The organism is Pectobacterium quasiaquaticum (genome assembly GCF_014946775.2).
Lineage (GTDB): Bacteria > Pseudomonadota > Gammaproteobacteria > Enterobacterales > Enterobacteriaceae > Pectobacterium > Pectobacterium aquaticum.
In genome coordinates, this window is sequence record NZ_CP065177.1 from 2,167,352 (window position 1) to 2,183,272 (window position 15,921).

Annotated in this window: 14 protein-coding genes; 6 read left to right on the top strand and 8 right to left on the bottom strand. The window is 51.6% G+C overall.

The genetic code is table 11. The features are described 5' to 3' along the window. Nucleotides 1–15: 15 nt before the first annotated feature. On the bottom strand, nt 16–1,188 hold the full coding sequence (manA, locus tag IG609_RS10065; protein WP_193398587.1) for a mannose-6-phosphate isomerase: 1,173 nt from the start codon (nt 1,186–1,188) through the stop codon (nt 16–18). A 239-nt stretch (nt 1,189–1,427) separates the two neighbouring features. On the opposite strand from manA, the gene fumC reads away from it, so the two are divergent. After that, the gene (fumC, locus tag IG609_RS10070; RefSeq protein WP_193398586.1) at nt 1,428–2,825 is read left to right on the top strand and encodes a class II fumarate hydratase; all 1,398 of its coding nucleotides are present in this window, start codon (nt 1,428–1,430) and stop codon (nt 2,823–2,825) included. A gap of 62 nt (nt 2,826–2,887) precedes the next feature. On the opposite strand, the gene tus is transcribed toward fumC, so the two are convergent. Continuing rightward, a complete protein-coding gene (tus, locus tag IG609_RS10075) occupies nt 2,888–3,823 on the bottom strand; it encodes a DNA replication terminus site-binding protein (protein ID WP_193398585.1) in 936 nt (311 codons plus the stop codon). Between the two features lie 166 nt (nt 3,824–3,989). Further along, nucleotides 3,990–5,258: an MFS transporter gene (locus tag IG609_RS10080; RefSeq protein WP_193398584.1), complete on the bottom strand. Its 1,269-nt coding sequence runs from the start codon at nt 5,256–5,258 to the stop codon at nt 3,990–3,992. A 114-nt stretch (nt 5,259–5,372) separates the two neighbouring features. On the opposite strand from IG609_RS10080, the gene IG609_RS10085 reads away from it, so the two are divergent. The 4 genes from IG609_RS10085 to IG609_RS10100 all read left to right on the top strand — a co-directional run bounded on the left by IG609_RS10085 (nt 5,373) and on the right by IG609_RS10100 (nt 10,252). Then, a complete protein-coding gene (locus IG609_RS10085; RefSeq protein WP_010275135.1) occupies nt 5,373–6,269 on the top strand; it encodes a LysR family transcriptional regulator in 897 nt (298 codons plus the stop codon). A gap of 376 nt (nt 6,270–6,645) precedes the next feature. Next, nucleotides 6,646–7,863: a sugar metabolism global transcriptional regulator Mlc gene (mlc, locus tag IG609_RS10090; RefSeq protein ID WP_193398583.1), complete on the top strand. Its 1,218-nt coding sequence runs from the start codon at nt 6,646–6,648 to the stop codon at nt 7,861–7,863. A gap of 133 nt (nt 7,864–7,996) precedes the next feature. Continuing rightward, nucleotides 7,997–8,662: a dethiobiotin synthase gene (gene bioD, locus IG609_RS10095; protein WP_010296067.1), complete on the top strand. Its 666-nt coding sequence runs from the start codon at nt 7,997–7,999 to the stop codon at nt 8,660–8,662. 102 nt (nt 8,663–8,764) lie between these two features. Continuing rightward, on the top strand, nt 8,765–10,252 hold the full coding sequence (locus IG609_RS10100) for an MDR family MFS transporter (protein ID WP_193398582.1): 1,488 nt from the start codon (nt 8,765–8,767) through the stop codon (nt 10,250–10,252). 46 nt (nt 10,253–10,298) lie between these two features. On the opposite strand, the gene IG609_RS10105 is transcribed toward IG609_RS10100, so the two are convergent. The 4 genes from IG609_RS10105 to IG609_RS10120 all read right to left on the bottom strand — a co-directional run bounded on the left by IG609_RS10105 (nt 10,299) and on the right by IG609_RS10120 (nt 13,810). Beyond that, the gene (locus IG609_RS10105) at nt 10,299–10,649 is read right to left on the bottom strand and encodes a DUF1283 family protein (RefSeq protein WP_193398581.1); all 351 of its coding nucleotides are present in this window, start codon (nt 10,647–10,649) and stop codon (nt 10,299–10,301) included. Nucleotides 10,650–10,936: 287 nt separating this feature from the next. Beyond that, the gene (ydfG, locus tag IG609_RS10110) at nt 10,937–11,686 is read right to left on the bottom strand and encodes a bifunctional NADP-dependent 3-hydroxy acid dehydrogenase/3-hydroxypropionate dehydrogenase YdfG (protein WP_193398580.1); all 750 of its coding nucleotides are present in this window, start codon (nt 11,684–11,686) and stop codon (nt 10,937–10,939) included. A gap of 339 nt (nt 11,687–12,025) precedes the next feature. Beyond that, a complete protein-coding gene (locus IG609_RS10115; RefSeq protein ID WP_193398579.1) occupies nt 12,026–12,988 on the bottom strand; it encodes a GlxA family transcriptional regulator in 963 nt (320 codons plus the stop codon). 45 nt (nt 12,989–13,033) lie between these two features. Beyond that, nucleotides 13,034–13,810: an MBL fold metallo-hydrolase gene (locus tag IG609_RS10120; protein ID WP_193398578.1), complete on the bottom strand. Its 777-nt coding sequence runs from the start codon at nt 13,808–13,810 to the stop codon at nt 13,034–13,036. Between the two features lie 246 nt (nt 13,811–14,056). Between IG609_RS10120 and pptA the strand changes: the two genes are divergently transcribed. Beyond that, nucleotides 14,057–14,287: a tautomerase PptA gene (gene pptA / locus IG609_RS10125; RefSeq protein ID WP_039519521.1), complete on the top strand. Its 231-nt coding sequence runs from the start codon at nt 14,057–14,059 to the stop codon at nt 14,285–14,287. Between the two features lie 124 nt (nt 14,288–14,411). Here pptA and IG609_RS10130 read toward each other — a convergent pair whose 3' ends face one another. Continuing rightward, nucleotides 14,412–15,914 (bottom strand): pyridoxal phosphate-dependent decarboxylase family protein, encoded by a 1,503-nt coding sequence (locus tag IG609_RS10130; protein WP_404825784.1) that lies wholly within the window; start codon nt 15,912–15,914, stop codon nt 14,412–14,414. Nucleotides 15,915–15,921 lie beyond the last annotated feature (7 nt).

The following is a 15,921-nucleotide window of genomic DNA, read 5'->3' on the forward strand; positions in this document are numbered from 1 at the left end:
AGCGTATGGAACAAGTTATCGGTTAAATACGCGAGCGAGACGCCCCTGTCCCTCAACCGTTATCGGTGATTCACTGGCGGAAATGAAGCAGGATTCTCCCGGATATAGCGAGAGCCGCTGCTCATTTTTTTGCAGGACGGCATGGCCGTCAATACAAAATACAATGGCGGCACTATTCTGGCTGAGCGTTTGCGGGCTCTGGCTCAGTTCGTGCAGCGAAAAAGCGAAATCTTCAACAGGAATCGGAAAGCTGAGTTCATTACCCTGTCGGTGTGGCGTCGTCAGCAACTGGTTTGCAGGTTTGGCTTCGAACACGACATTATCCAGCAGTTCTGGAATATCAATGTATTTCGGCGTTAGCCCGGCACGCAGCACGTTGTCCGAGTTCGCCATGACTTCTAATGCCACGCCTTTCAGATAAGCATGCGGTGTTTGCGCAAAGAGGAACATAGCTTCGCCGGGTTGGAGCGTAATGACGTTCAGCAGCAGCGGGGAGAACAATCCGCTGTCGTCGAAGTAGTATTGTGTAATCGCGCGGATAGTCACCCAGGGCTCGTCATTTTGACTATTTAGTGCGGCTTTCAATACGCCGAGGGCGCGCAATTTTTGCTCGCCTTCCATACTTAGCAGGTTGGTGAACAGCATGGCGAGATTCTTCGCGTCGGGCTGTTGTAAAAACGCGGTGATTGACGGATGTGCGCTAGCAACTGGCTCTAGCAACTGCACAATTTCAGATAATTCTCTGAACCCATTCATGGCCTGAAAGGGCGTTAATGCGTAGACCAATTCCGGTTTGTGATTGGCATCTTTGTAATTTCTTTCGGCTGCATCGAGTGGGATGTCTGCGGCATTCTCTTTCGCAAAGCCTTGTTCTGCCGACGATTTACTGGGATGAACCTGAATGGAAAGCGGCTGTTCTGCGCACAATACCTTAAATAAAAAGGGCAATTCGCCAAAACGTTGCGCGATCGTTGCGCCAAGATGGGTGGTTGCGTCTTCTGCAATCACGTCTCGCAGGCTGCGGGTGTTGCCTTTTTCATCAATAATCGCCGAACTGCTTTTTGGATGGGCGCCCATCCAAAGCTCCGCCATCGGTAAATTACTGGGATTATCAATGCCATATAGCTCATTTAAGGCGTATTTGCTGCCCCAGGCGTAGTGCTGGACGCAATTGAGCATTTTTTGCATGTCGGCTCCCTGCTATTACATTAATTGTTAATTTCTGTGATGCTAGCTGTTAATTACTTGAGTGATTATGAATACACTGCATCTTCTTCGCTTCATGGTAATGTTTTATGTAGCGCGATGCCAGACAGTGTTAGTAGACCAATAAGCGTGATAAGGCCAGTGAGTGTTATCAGAATAGGCCCTGCGATGTGATTCGATGTCTTCTACTAGTTGAATGGGTATTTTAAGGAGGAAAGGTAATGAGCACGACGCGTAGTGAAAAAGACTCAATGGGACCGATTGATGTGCCTGCTGAACGGTTATGGGGCGCACAGACACAGCGATCGCTGGAACACTTCCGTATTTCTGAAGAGAAAATGCCCCGCGCGCTGATTTATGCACTGGCGCAAACCAAGCTCGCGGCAGCCCGCGTCAACATGGATCTCTCGCTTCTGCCTGCCGATCGGGGAAATGCGATTATTCAGGCGGCGGATGAAGTGTTGGCTGGCCAGCATGCCGGGGAATTCCCGTTAGCAATCTGGCAGACGGGGTCTGGCACGCAAAGTAATATGAATATGAACGAGGTGTTGGCTAACCGCGCCAGTGAACTGCTGGGGGGAGAGCGGGGTAACAATCGTCTGGTTCATCCGAATGATGATGTCAACAAAAGTCAGAGTTCCAACGACGTCTTCCCGACGGCGATGCATGTCGCCGCTGTTGTCGCGATCAACGAACACCTGATTCCTGAATTGAAAGCGCTAAATGCCACGTTGGCGGCCAAGGCAGAGCAGTTTAAGGATATCGTCAAGATCGGCCGTACGCATTTACAGGATGCCACGCCGCTGACGCTGGGGCAGGAAATCTCCGGCTGGGCCGCGATGTTGCAGCATAACCTGAAGCATATCGAAAACAGTGTGCCACATATTTGCGAGCTGGCGCTGGGCGGCACCGCGGTCGGAACAGGACTAAACACCCATCCCGAATATGCGGTGCGCGTGGCGGCGGAACTGGCGGAACTGACTGGGCAGCCGTTTGTGACCTCGCCGAATAAATTCGAAGCGCTGGCGACCTGTGATGCGTTGGTTCACGGGCACGGTGCCTTAAAGGGGCTGGCGGCATCGTTAATGAAGATTGCCAACGATGTGCGCTGGCTGGCATCCGGCCCGCGCTGTGGTATCGGCGAACTGAGCATTCCTGAAAACGAGCCGGGCAGCTCCATCATGCCAGGCAAGGTCAACCCGACTCAGTGTGAAGCGCTGACGATGCTGTGCTGTCAGGTGATGGGCAACGATGTCGCCGTGAATATCGGCGGAGCGTCCGGTAACTTTGAGCTGAACGTCTATCGTCCTATGGTGATTCATAACTTCCTGCAATCAATTCGTCTGCTGGCTGATGGCATGAAGAGCTTCGATGAGCACTGTGCGGTGGGGATCGAGCCGAATCGCGATCGCATCAATCAGTTGCTGAACGAATCGCTGATGCTGGTGACGGCGCTGAACACGCACATCGGCTATGACAAAGCGGCAGAAATTGCCAAAAAAGCGCACAAAGAAGGGCTGACACTGAAGGCAGCCGCGCTCAAACTGAACTACCTAACCGAAGCACAGTTTGATGAGTGGGTTCGACCGGAAGAGATGGTCGGTAGCCTGAAAAAGTAATGGCGCGATAGTCCGCATTTTATTCTGTAGCCTGCCGGTGTTTACCCGCAGGCTTTTTCTTTTTATTCCGGCGCATCGGTATACAGGTGCAAACGCGGAATGAGCAGGCGAAGTTCGGCCGCTTTCGGTTTGTGTTTATGCTTGATGTTATTGGCGTCATAAGGATTGAGTTCGCCGATAATGGGAATATCGCTGTCGGATTCCTGCTGACAAAGCACAAGCAGGGGAGACGGGCAGGGATGCTGAACCTGTTTTTGCTGTTCGGGATACCACACGCGGGCGATAGGCTGGACTTTGACCGGGCGTTTAATTTTCAAAATGGCGTCTTCCGGCACCGACAAGACCGCATCAATTTCTTGCTCGATATGTTCAATCCACTGCGCCTTGGTATACGGCGTCGTATGCTTTGCCGCATTCAGGCTCTTGGTGAGTTTCTCCAGCAGCTCTACTCGCGTCATATTTTTGATGACATGCTTATTCGCCCAGCCAAAACGAACTGATGCCGGATTCGTTATGAGCGTCAACGAACGATAAGCGCTAAGCGTGATCAATCCTTTCAAATGCGTGTGGACGAACTCAAAGCGCTGTTCCGGCTCTAGCCCCGATTCGACGGTAATAATCTGCTCCAGCTCTTTTTTCAGTGCGTTAATTTCCGCAATGAGCCACTGTGCCTGCTGATACTGTGCGGCATTGACGGAAAAGCAGAGTGCGCCCGGCAAGCGTATAGCGCTTTTACTGCTGAGCGTTTCCGGATAGTGGTGAATGAACAGACGCTGAAAATGCACTAGCCCTTTATCAAGCGCCTCTTGTCCAACGTACTGCGTGACGGCGATATGCTCGATAGGATCGTGCTCCGTTCCTTTTTCCACATGCGGAAGGGAATAGACGCGTCCGGCTAGGAGCCGATACTCGGCAAACTGTTGCTGCATCAGCGCAAGTTTCTTCTCTAATGTCTGAAAGCAGTAATTCATGCGATCGATTAGCGTATAGCGGTTCATAGTAAAACTCAATTTAGTTACAACATACTTATCTTTATACTGATAAATGGACACTTCAGCAATCGTGATCGGTATTATTTCAAGCAGGTTTGACGGGGCATAGAGGGAGAGTGTGGAAACAGCGCGGAGTTTGCCTGAATCAGGTAAACTCCGGTAAGAAAGGCGTTTAAAGGCGATGCTTGAGTATCAGGCTAACTACCAGCGCGAGAAGTAACAGGGCGATTAGGAACGCGGTGATCCCCATCCAACCGAATGAATGCCAGAAGAATCCCCCCAGCGTACCGGCCAGACTGGAGCCCAGATAGTAAGAAAAGAGATACATGGATGACGCCTGACCTTTCGCGCGCCGTGCCCGTTGGCCAATCCAACTGCTGGCTACCGAGTGGGCGGCGAAGAAACCGGCGGTAAAGAGCATCATCCCGCCAAAAATCGCGAAGAGCGGGCTCAGTGCCGTCATTCCCAGTCCCGCTAGCATCAGGAGGATCGCAATGCTTAGCACCGGGCCGCGTCCGTAGCGGGCCGTTAATGCTCCGGCTTTTGGTGAGCTGTAACTTCCGGTGAGATAAACCACGGAGAGTAAGCCAACCACCGCCTGACTGAGTAAATAAGGCGGAGCCAACAACCGATACCCAATGTAGTTGAACAGGGTAACGAACGCGCCCATCAGCAAAAATCCCTCAAGGAACAGCAGCGGCAAGCCCGCATCGCGCCAGTGCAGTTTGCTATTCAGCAGCAGCGTTTTTGGACGCAGCGAACCGGGTCGGAAATGACGTGAGTCGGGCAGAATACGCCAAAACGTCATCGCGGCAATGAGCGCCAGTACGCCGATCGTACCGATGGCGACTCGCCACGGGAAATAGTCCGTCAAGACGCCGCTCACCAGACGTCCGCTCATGCCGCCAATGGAGTTACCGCTGATATATAACCCCATAGAAAATGCCAGCACGCTGGGGTGAATTTCTTCACTCAGGTAGCTCATGGCGACGGCCGCGACGCCGCTTAGCGACAGACCCATCATGGCCCGCATGACCAATACGCCGTTCCAACTGGTCATAAAAGCGCAAATCACGGTGCAAATCGCGGCCAGCATCAAGGACACAACCATCACATTCTTACGACCGATGGTGTCAGAGAGAGGTCCGGTAAACAGCAGCCCAAAGGCCAGCATCACCGTTGAGACGGAAAGCGACAGACTGCTGGTCGCTGGCGAAATACCGAAATCCTGAGACAGCACCGGCAACAGTGGTTGAACACAATACAGCAGGGCAAACGTTGCTAACCCAGCAGAAAACAGCGCCAGCGTGACACGCATAAATTGTGGTGTACCACGCATGATATAAGGCGTTTTAACCGAATGTTTCGGGGCAATATCATCCGCATCGTCAGCCGCAGGGATAGGCCAGTCGTTCGGTGCAGAAGATGGCAGGTTACTCACAATAATTCCTTATCGGAAAGGGTAAATCAGGCGTAAAACAACAATGAGAGGATCATAGAAGAGTGATATTATTTTGTATAATATATTAATAATCATGATTGATATGTTTAAAGTATGAATATCGAGCTACGTCATCTTCGCTATTTTATCGCGGTCGCGGAAGAGCTGCATTTTGGCCGAGCCGCAGAACGATTACGCATTTCCCAGCCGCCACTGAGCCAGCAGATTCAGATTCTGGAAGAGCAGGTAGGGGCGAAATTGTTGGCGCGCAATAACCGGAATGTCCAGCTCACGCCAGCAGGCGAGATGTTTCTGAAAGAGGCTTGGTCGATTATCAGTCAGGTTGATCAAGCGGCAGAGCGGGCGTCCCGCATTCAACGCGGCGAAATTGGGGAATTAACGATCGGCTTTACCTCGTCCGCACCGTTTATCAAAAAGATCTCCAGCAGCCTGCTGCGTTTTCGCCAAACATACCCGGAAGTGCATATTCAGATGATGGAGCTTAACACCAAGCAGCAAATTGAACCGCTGCTGAACGGTAAGCTCGATATCGGCATTATGCGCAATAATCCGTTGCCGGACGCGCTGGATCATCAGTTGCTGCTGCGTGAACCGCTGATTGCCGTCGTGCAAGAGTCCCATCCGTTAGCGCAGCAGGACGCAGGGCGAGCAATCAATATCACACAGTTGGCAAATGAGCCGTTCGTTTTCTTCTCGCGCGCGGTTGGAACGGCGCTCTATGACGACACGCTGACGCTGCTGAAACGCTATGGCATCAGCCCCTACATTACGCAGGAAGTGGGCGAGGCGATGACCATCGTCGGGCTGGTATCGGCGGGATTGGGCGTGTCCATCTTGCCAGCGTCGTTCTTGCGTATTCGGGTCGATGGCGTGAAGTATTTGCTGCTGGAAGAAGAGGACGCCACAACGGAAGTCTGGCTGGTGACGGCGAGACATCAGCCGCAAAGTGCAGCTGCGAAAGTGCTGATGTCGCTGATGCTGGGTGGATAATCGTTAAAATATGCGCGCTAAATCACATAACGAATCAAATATTTGACGAGTTTAGTGAAAAGCCCCACCATACCCGCAGTTTTTTTATTTTGCAGCGTGAAAAATAGTCATACCGCAATAATAAAGATAAATTTTTCAACAGCAGTGCCAGATATACCCTAAATAATTCGGGGTGCAGGAAGGCGGCAAGGGAAGGAATCCCGATGAGCTTACTCAGGTAAGTGATTCGGATGACTGACAAATCTGCCTTGGCAGATTTGAACGCTGCTTGCAGCGGCCCCAACGGGGCGAGGTGCACGCCAGTGCACCGAGTAACGTAGCCAACGCACATGCAGCTTGAAGTATGACGGGTATATAATGAGTAGGAGCCAGGTTTGTGATATCCGACGGTCAACCAGGACACATCGATCAAATCAAACAAATGAATGCCGGTGCAGTGTATCGGCTGATCGATACATACGGCCCGATATCACGTATCGAACTGTCTAAACGCGCTCAGCTCGCGCCCGCCAGTATTACCAAAATCGTCCGCGAACTGCTGGAAGCTCATCTGGTGCAGGAAACTGAATATCAGGATGTGGGCAGTAGAGGACGTCCCGCTATCGGCCTAATTCTGGATACCGAGGCCTGGCACTATCTTTCCGCACGTATCAGCCATAATACCCTGTTATTGGCGCTGCGCGATCTCAGCAGCAAGCTGGTTGTGGAAGAAGAAATCCCGCTTCCCGCCGCGTCGCCACAGCCACTGCTCGATCGTATTTTGAATGAAATCGACCAGTTTTTTATTCGTCATCAAAAGCGGTTGGAACGGCTAACGGCAATCGCGATTACCGCACCAGGCATGATTGATGCCAGCAAGGGCATGATTCACCGGATGCCATTTTATGACGTTGAGGAAATGGCGATTGGTCCAGCACTGGAACAGCGCACGGGGTTGCCGGTGTATTTGCAGCATGATATCTGCGCCTGGACGATGGCTGAAGCGCTATACGGCGCATCGCGCGATTGCCAAAATGTGATTCAGGTGGTGATCGACCATAACGTCGGTGCGGGTGTGATTACCGGCGGTCGCATCCTCCATGCGAGAAGCAGGAATCTAGTCGAAATCGGGCACACGCAGGTCGATCCCTATGGCAAGCGTTGCTACTGCGGCAATCACGGCTGTCTGGAAACGGTCGCCAGCACGGAAAATATGCTGGAACTGGCGCAACAGCGCATGAATACGTCCATGAGTTCGCTTCTGCACGGTTCACCGCTTAGCGTTGAGAACCTGTGTGACGCTGCGCTCAATGGCGATCAGTTAGCCAAAGATATCATTAACGATGTCGGCCATAACGTAGGCCGTATAGTCGCCATCATGGTGAATCTCTTTAATCCCGATAAAATTCTGGTGGGCTCCCCCCTGAATAAAGCAGCCAGTATTTTACACCCCGCCATTTTAGGCTGTATTCAACAGCAATCATTCCCGCCCTATAGCCACAACATCCAGGTGGAAGCGACCCAGTTCTATAATCAGGGCACGATGCCCGGTGCCGCACTCGTCAAGGACGCGCTCTACAATGGATCGCTGCTGGTTAAACTGCTACAGGGATAACCATAAAGCCGTAGAGCAACAAAACATTGCGCTAACGCAAACTGCCTGAATGAGGCATAGCCTAGACTTTCACGCTTGGAAAGCATTTTGGCTGTGCTTGTTTTTTGGTATTCAGGTGGTCTGGAGTTATCCCATGTTGAAACGTATTTTTGTCACTGGTACTGATACCGCCGTTGGCAAAACAGTGGTATCCAAGGCGCTACTGCAAAAACTGGCGCTGGCAGGCAAATCGGTTGCGGGCTACAAACCGATAGCAAAAGGGTGCGAAGAGACGGAAGCAGGCCTGCGTAATAAAGATGCACTGCTGCTACAGGCCGCATCCACGCTCGAATTGCCCTATAACATGGTGAATCCTATCGCACTGCGGGAAGATGAAATCAGCGCCAGCGAAGGAACCATTGATTACTGCACGATGACGCAAGGCCTGCGCCACATGGGTGAAACGGCTGATATCGTGGTGGTTGAAGGCACGGGCGGATGGCGAACTGTCATGAACGATCTGCGTCCGTATTCCGAATGGGTGGTGCAGGAACAGTTGCCTGTTGTGCTGGTTGTTGGCATCAAACTGGGCTGTATCAGCCATGCGCTGCTGACGGCGCAGGCGATCATCAACGATGGTTTACCGCTGGTCGGCTGGGTCGCTAACCGTATTAACCCCGGACTGGCGAATTACGCAGAAATCATTCACGTTCTGCGGAAAAAAATTCCGGCACCGCAGTTGGGTGAACTGCCTTACTTGCCGCGCGCCGAACAGCGGGATCTCTCGTCTTATATCGATCTTTCTGCCGTCAGCTATTAATTTCTTTCGTCTTCTATTCCCGCTTCTCTGCGGGAATAAATTTTCTCCGCCACGCCACCTGTTATACTCACAGGCAGTTTTTCTTCTTATCCTGAAAATATAATGAAAACAGAGAATAACCAGCAGCAAACACCTGTCCCACATCGCCATTGGATTTTAATTGCCTGTATGTTGGCTATGTTCACGGCCGCGATTGAAGTGACAATTGTCGCTACGGCGCTGCCGACCATCATCGCGGATTTAGGCGGGTTTTCCCTATTGGGCTGGGTTTTTGCTGGCTATTTGCTGACACAGTCAATCAGTATTCCGATCTATGGCCGATTGGCCGATCTGTATGGCCGCAAAAAGATATTCTTCTTTGGCATGATCGTGTTCCTGCTGGGATCGATTCTGTGCGGATTCTCGACGCAGATGGGTTGGCTAATCGTCTTCCGCACCTTGCAAGGGCTGGGAGCGGGCGCGATTACGCCGATTGCCTTCACCATTGTTGCTGATGTGTACAGTTCGACCGAGCGCCCGAAAATACAGGGCTATTTGTCCAGCGTATGGGGCTTTTCCGCGATTATCGGCCCGCTGCTGGGGGCGTTTATCGTGCAACACTTCAACTGGGCGCTGGTTTTCTGGGTTAACGTGCCGATTGGGCTATTCTCCATCTTCCTGCTGGCTCGTTATCTGCCAACGATCAATGCCGTACGCCAGCATCAGTTGGACTGGATGGGGGCGTTCTATCTGATTGTATCCGTCGCCAGTTTGCTGATGGCGCTGCTACAGGCTGAGGTGTTTGGCTACTGGGTAATCCCGCTGCTTGCGATCTCTGCTGTCGGCAGCATTCTGTTAGTTCGACAGGAAAAACGCACGCCGGAGCCGCTGTTTCCATTGGCGCTGTGGCGCAATCGGGTCATTATCGCCAGCAATCTCGGCGGATTGGTCGTCGGAGCAGCCATGATGGGCGTGAGCGCTTTTTTGCCGACGTTTATTCAGGGTGTAATGGGTAAAACCCCGCTGGAAGCTGGCAGCATACTGGCGATGATGTCGATTGGTTGGCCACTGGCCAGCACGCTGAGCGGGCGCTTAATGCTGTGGACGTCTTATCGCTTTACGGCAATGCTCGGCGGTATTGTGCTGCTTATCGGCAGCCTGACGCTTCTGACCGTTCAACCGGACAGCAACCTCATGTGGGCGCGGCTCGCAGCATTTTTGATCGGCTCGGGAATGGGGTTGAGTAGCACCACGTTCCTAGTATCGATACAAAATTCGGTGGACTACTCCATTCGCGGCATTGCGACAGCTTCCGCCATGTTTACCCGCATGCTGGGTTCAGCATTGGGAACGGCAATCCTTGGCGCGACGCTAAACATCAGTCTGCACTGGCGATTGCCGGAAGTGAGCGATCCACTCCAGACGCTCATGGATCCGGCCAAGCGCATCCTGCTGAGCGTAAACCAGCTCGATACGCTGGCATCGCAAGTCGCCTCGTCAATCCACGGCGTATTTATCGTTTCGGCACTTATCGCCGCTATCACACTGCTTTCCGCCAGAATGATCCCAGCAAGCCAGCGGCCGGGGCATGCTGAAACCAGACAAAAATAATGGAAAAAGAAAAGGGAACCCCACGCCAGAAGGCGTGGGTAAAAAATCAGGGGGTAACGGGGCGGCCAGTACGACGATCGAGACAGCGATCGGTGGTGTTTTCCCAGTAAGCATTGACGTTGTAGCTGGCGTTGCATTTTTCACGCCCATCAATCGCTTTCTCAGTTTTATCGAATTCTTTCTCAACGCGGTTATTGACTTTATTACGCAATGAGCGGGTTGAATCCCATTGCTCTTTGCTTTGACGCGCCGCCTCTTTTGACAACGCGCTGTCGCCTGAATCGACAATGATATGCCGCGTCTCTGCCAGTGCAGTAGGCTGCCAGGCAGCGGAAACGATAACCAAAGAAAGCGGGATAAGAGCCCGAATCAGAGAAGAAAAAGAGTAGTGGTTCATGTTTCACCTTGACAGAACGAATGATAAAAACAAACGCCGGTGCCGCAGAACGATAAAGCGCACGGCAAGCGATAGACAACAAAAGACGACCGCCGTTCCCTGTAACCTCCGCGCGTTGTGCAAAAGGAAGGTTACCTATAACGAGAAGTATACATCCTTCGCTTCAACGGCACTATAACCGCTCAGTATCTGGAACCACGCAATATCTGGCAAACTCCGGTGTGTGACGCTATAGAAAAAGGCATGAAACAGCGTTCATGCCCTTAATTCTTGTGTTTCAGTAATGATTAGCCTTCGCGGTGTACACTTAACCCAGCAAAAGACTGGCTGACTGGCATCATTTCCAACGTATTGATATTGACGTGTGCTGGCAGGGTGGCCACCCAGAAAACGGCTTCAGACACATCTTCGGCGGTCAGCGGCGTCGTGTTGTCATAGGTTTTACTGACTTTATCGTCGTTCCCTTTAAAACGTACGGCCGAGAACTCGGTTCCACCGACCAGACCCGGTTCAATATTTGTTACACGGATTTGGGTGCCAGACAGATCGGCACGCAACCCAAGACTAAACTGCTGTACGAACGCTTTACTGGCACCGTACACGTTACCGCCTGCATATGGCCAGTTTCCTGCAGTAGAACCGATGTTGATAACGTGCCCGATATTACGCTCCACCATGGCGGGCAGCAGCGCGCGCGTCATGAACACCAGCCCTTTGTTGTTGGTATCGATCATGTTTTCCCAATCATCTACCGATGCTTTATGCGCAGGTTCCAGACCCAGCGCCAGTCCAGCATTGTTCACCAGCACATCAATTGTCTGCCATTCGGCTGGCAGGGAGGCAACTGCTTGTTCAATCGCCTGACGGTCGCGTACATCCAGTTTTAACGGATACAGCGCATCACCCAGTTCTGCCTTCAGCGCATCCAGCCGTTCCTGACGGCGACCTGTCGCGATCACTTTATGGCCCGCACTAATAAATTTACGCGTAATTGACTCACCAAACCCAGCCGTTGCACCGGTAACAAAAATAATCATGCTCTTATTTCTCCCTGACCGTTTTCATATTTTTCTTGTGCCTGATATCAATATAAATAATGAAAGGCATGCCATCATTTAGCCGCGCAATTCACCATGGGTCAAGCGTTACTCCGGTTTCAACGATACGGTTCAGGAATCATTGCCCCTCAGAACGAGAGGAGAATGTTGTCCACGGTTGTGCGGCATCCCACCAGTAAGTCTCATGATCGAGTAACGATCCGTCGAGATCGCTGAAAATAATCAGCTTCGTATTATGCGTTTATATGGATTCTCCATGTTTTATCGTGGATAAATAGAGAGTAATGATCCGGCTATTTTTCGGCAGGCTGATGAGCATCAGCGGACGCTGCTTTTATCCTGAAACGTTTTACGCCAGTCGGTCGGGCTAACGCTAAAACGCTGCTTGAATTGCTGTCGAAAGGTTACTACTGACTGAAAACCCACGCTATCCGCAATCGCTTCGATGGAGTGAGAAGTCGATTCCAGCAATGCCTGGCTATGATGGAGCCGTTCCGCCGTTAACCAATCGCTAACCGTCATGCCTGTGGCTCGGAAGAAATGTCGGGTAAATGTCCTGCGACTCATCTGCACATGGCTTGCCAATGCATCCAACGTGTGGGGGGAACAGAGATGGCTACGCAGATAGTCCAGCATCTGATTGATTTTACTATCCCGCGTATTTTCCGGCACAGGATGTTCGATAAACTGAGCCTGTCCACCTTCACGGTAAGGCGGGATCACCAGACGGCGGGCGGCACGGTTAGCGATAGCGCTGCCGCAATGTTGACGAACCAGATAAAGGCAGCAGTCTATTGCCGCTACCGTTCCCGCAGACGTAATCAGATGTTCGTCTTCGACATAGAGCGCGTTGGTATCCAACTTTATATGAAGAAAGCGGGCGATAAAATCCTGCTCAAACGCCCAATGTGTCGAGGCGCGGCGGCCATCTAGCAACCCGGCATAAGCCAGCACATAAGTCCCCAAACATAATCCTGCGATCTGCGCTTTGCGGGCTTCGGCAATACGTAACGCATCCAGAAGCCGTGCAGAAGGGCGCGTTTCTGGATGGCTCCAGTGCGGGACTACGATAAGATCGGCTTTTCCCAATGCGGAAAACCCGTGTTCAACGTTGATAGAAAACCCGTGTTCTGATGCCACCATGCCCGGTTTTTCTGCACAGAAAAAGATCTCAAACTGTTTTTTTTCATAGAGCATGTCGTTGAAAACCATGCTCGGTATAGATAAATGAAACGGGCTAAAATTCTCGGAGACAACCACCGCAACGGTTAACACAGCCATAATAGCCCTCATTAAATCATCAATAGATTCTGGTTATTACCCAGTTCAGAATTGTACGCTTTCGCCATCGTTCGGTATGTGCACGACGGACTGAAGCTTTTCTTCGTGCAAATAGTCACGCAGTTCAGCACGACTCAGAAGGCAATGGTTCACCGCTTCCATATGCGTTGCGACTATCGCCGCATTGGGTACAAGCTGATGCACACGTCGTACATCTTCTTTTCCCATGATAATAGAACCGAAGCTGGGAATAACCGCATTGCCGATATTCAGCGCCACCACATCGGGTGTGTGATGCGTCAGTGCAGCTATAACATGCTGATTCCAGACGGTATCGCCCGCCAGATAAAACGATTTCTCATGAGCATGTCGAAAGACAATCCCGCAGACATCACCCAGTCGTTCCGCCATCTGTGGATTAGCATAGGTTTCATCAGAACCGTGTTGACCGGATGTTTTGATCAGCGTTATGCCGTCGTATTCCGTCTGCTCACCCAATACACGTACGGAGGTAAACCCCGCCTGCCGAATGATGCCAGCATCCTGCGTATTTTGGCTGAAGATCGGCATCGTTTTCGGGATAGCGTCGATGGCTGCATCATCCCAATGGTCGAGGTGCGTATGCGTCACAAGCACGGCATCAACATCCAGAATTGCCGCCATAGGCAGAGGAAGATCGACCAGTGGATTACGCAGATGCGCATTTGCCGTTCCCGGGAAGCCGGGATAGGTTGCCTTTGGTGCCAGCATCGGGTCAATCAGAAACGTTTTACCACCAAATTCCAGTCGTAATGTCGCATTGCGAATCTGCGTTATTTTCATCTTATTGCTCCTATCTCCGGTTAACTGGCAGCGCTGTTACACGCCAAACAGGAACAGTATAAGAATCTGGCAGATCGCTAACAGTGGCCTGAATGACACACTTCGATGAGTTTAGGCCAATTTTTCTCAAGCAGATTGTTTATCATCGGACGAACTACCCTATTGCTGTCTTTATGCACACTAGCTATCTTAACTGACTCGCTATTTTAACCAATGTGCTGTTTCATCACTGAAAAGGACCATTCCATGCCCCATATCGATGTCAAACACTTCCCAAGAAATCTGTCTGAAGAAGAGAAGAAAACCGTCGCGGAAGATCTTGCTGCGGTCCTGAAGAAGCATTTCGGTTCTTCCGACGAATCGCTTTCTGTCGCGTTAAACGAAATCCAGCCGGAGCGCTGGAAAGATGACGTTTACGACCCGTTCATCAAACCTCAGTTGGATACGTTGCCGAAAAAGCCGGGATATTCGTATTAATTCGCCCGCATCCTGACAGATTAATTTGCCTACTCTGAGACTTTCCAAGGGGCAGTGTAGAACGGAAAAAGCCGATAACCTGTTAAGTGTTATCGGCTTTTCACCATGCGGTAAAGCAGGGGGGTTACGCGGTCAGCAGAGGCTGTGCAGTGCTTTCAACCAGATCCAACAGGACTTTGACATCGTCCAGGCTGACCGTTGGGTTCAGCAACGTCAGTTTCAGGCAGGTAACACCGTTAAATTCGGTGACGCCTACGTTGGCACGACCTGATTCCAACAATGCATCGCCAATGCGTTGGTTCAGCAAAGCGATAGTCGCATCATCCGCTGTCGCCAGCTGTTGCGGACGGAAACGGAACAGTACGCTTGCCAGCTGTGGCTGCATCACCAATTCCAGTGAAGCATGCCCATCCACATATTGTGCAACCTGCTGTGCCAGCGTAACGCCGTGATCGATGATCGCCGCATACTGCTGTTGGCCTAATGCTTCCAGCCCCATCCACAGTTTCAGCGCATCAAAACGACGCGTGGTCTGCAATGATTTCGAAACCAGATTAGGGACGCCCTGTGCTTCATCGAACTCAGAGTTCAGGTAAGCCGCCTGATAGCGCATCAGTTCATAGTGGCGAGCTTCTTTCAACAAGAAAGCGCCACAGCTGATGGTCTGGAAGAATTGTTTGTGGAAATCCAACGTAATGGAATCCACCAATTCAATGCCGTCCAGATAATCGCGATACTTCTCGGACAGCAGCAGTGCGCCGCCCCAGGCTGCATCAACGTGTACCCAAATCTGATGTTCTGCCGCGAGTGTTGCAATCGCCCGTAAAGGATCAATCGCACCCGCGTCAGTGGTACCGGCCGTCGCCACAATCGCCAGAATCTGTTCGCCGTTAGCCTTGGCCTGCGCCACTTTCTCTGCTAAATCGTTCAAATCCATCCGCGCGAAGCGATCGGTTTTCACCAGCGTAACGCATTGATAACCCAGCCCCAGTAAAGCCATGTTCTTTTGCACCGAGAAATGGGCATTTTCAGAACAGAACACTTTAATTTTCTTCAGGTTACCCACCAACCCATCTTGCTGGATCGAATGTCCCTGACGGGCAAAGAAGGCATCACGCGCCAGCATCAACCCCATCAGGTTACTCTGGGTGCCACCACTGGTGAACACGCCCGCGTCACCAGACTGATAGCCAACCTGAGTACGCAGCCACTCAATCAGCTTCATCTCGATGATGGTGGCTGACGGGCTTTGATCCCAGGAGTCCATGCTCTGGTTCGTGGCGTTAATCAAGACTTCCGCCGCCTGACTGACCACCAAACTCGGGCAGTGCAGGTGAGCGACACACTGTGGGTGATGCACCGACAGGCTGTCTTTCAAAAAGTACTCAATCGCACGCTCGATAGCGGCCTGGTTACCCAGGCCCTGCGGATTAAAATCCAGCGTGATGCGCTCACGCAGTTCAGCAACGGTTTTCCCCTGATACATCTCAGGCTGTTGCAGCCACTGCATGACGGCTTGACTACTCTGCGTAATCGCTTCCTGATAGGCTTCGATACTCTGTGCAGAGGAGGCCAGAATCGGGTTGATTTTTGTTTCCACTGCTTCTGTTTCCACTAATTGGGACATTGTGGTC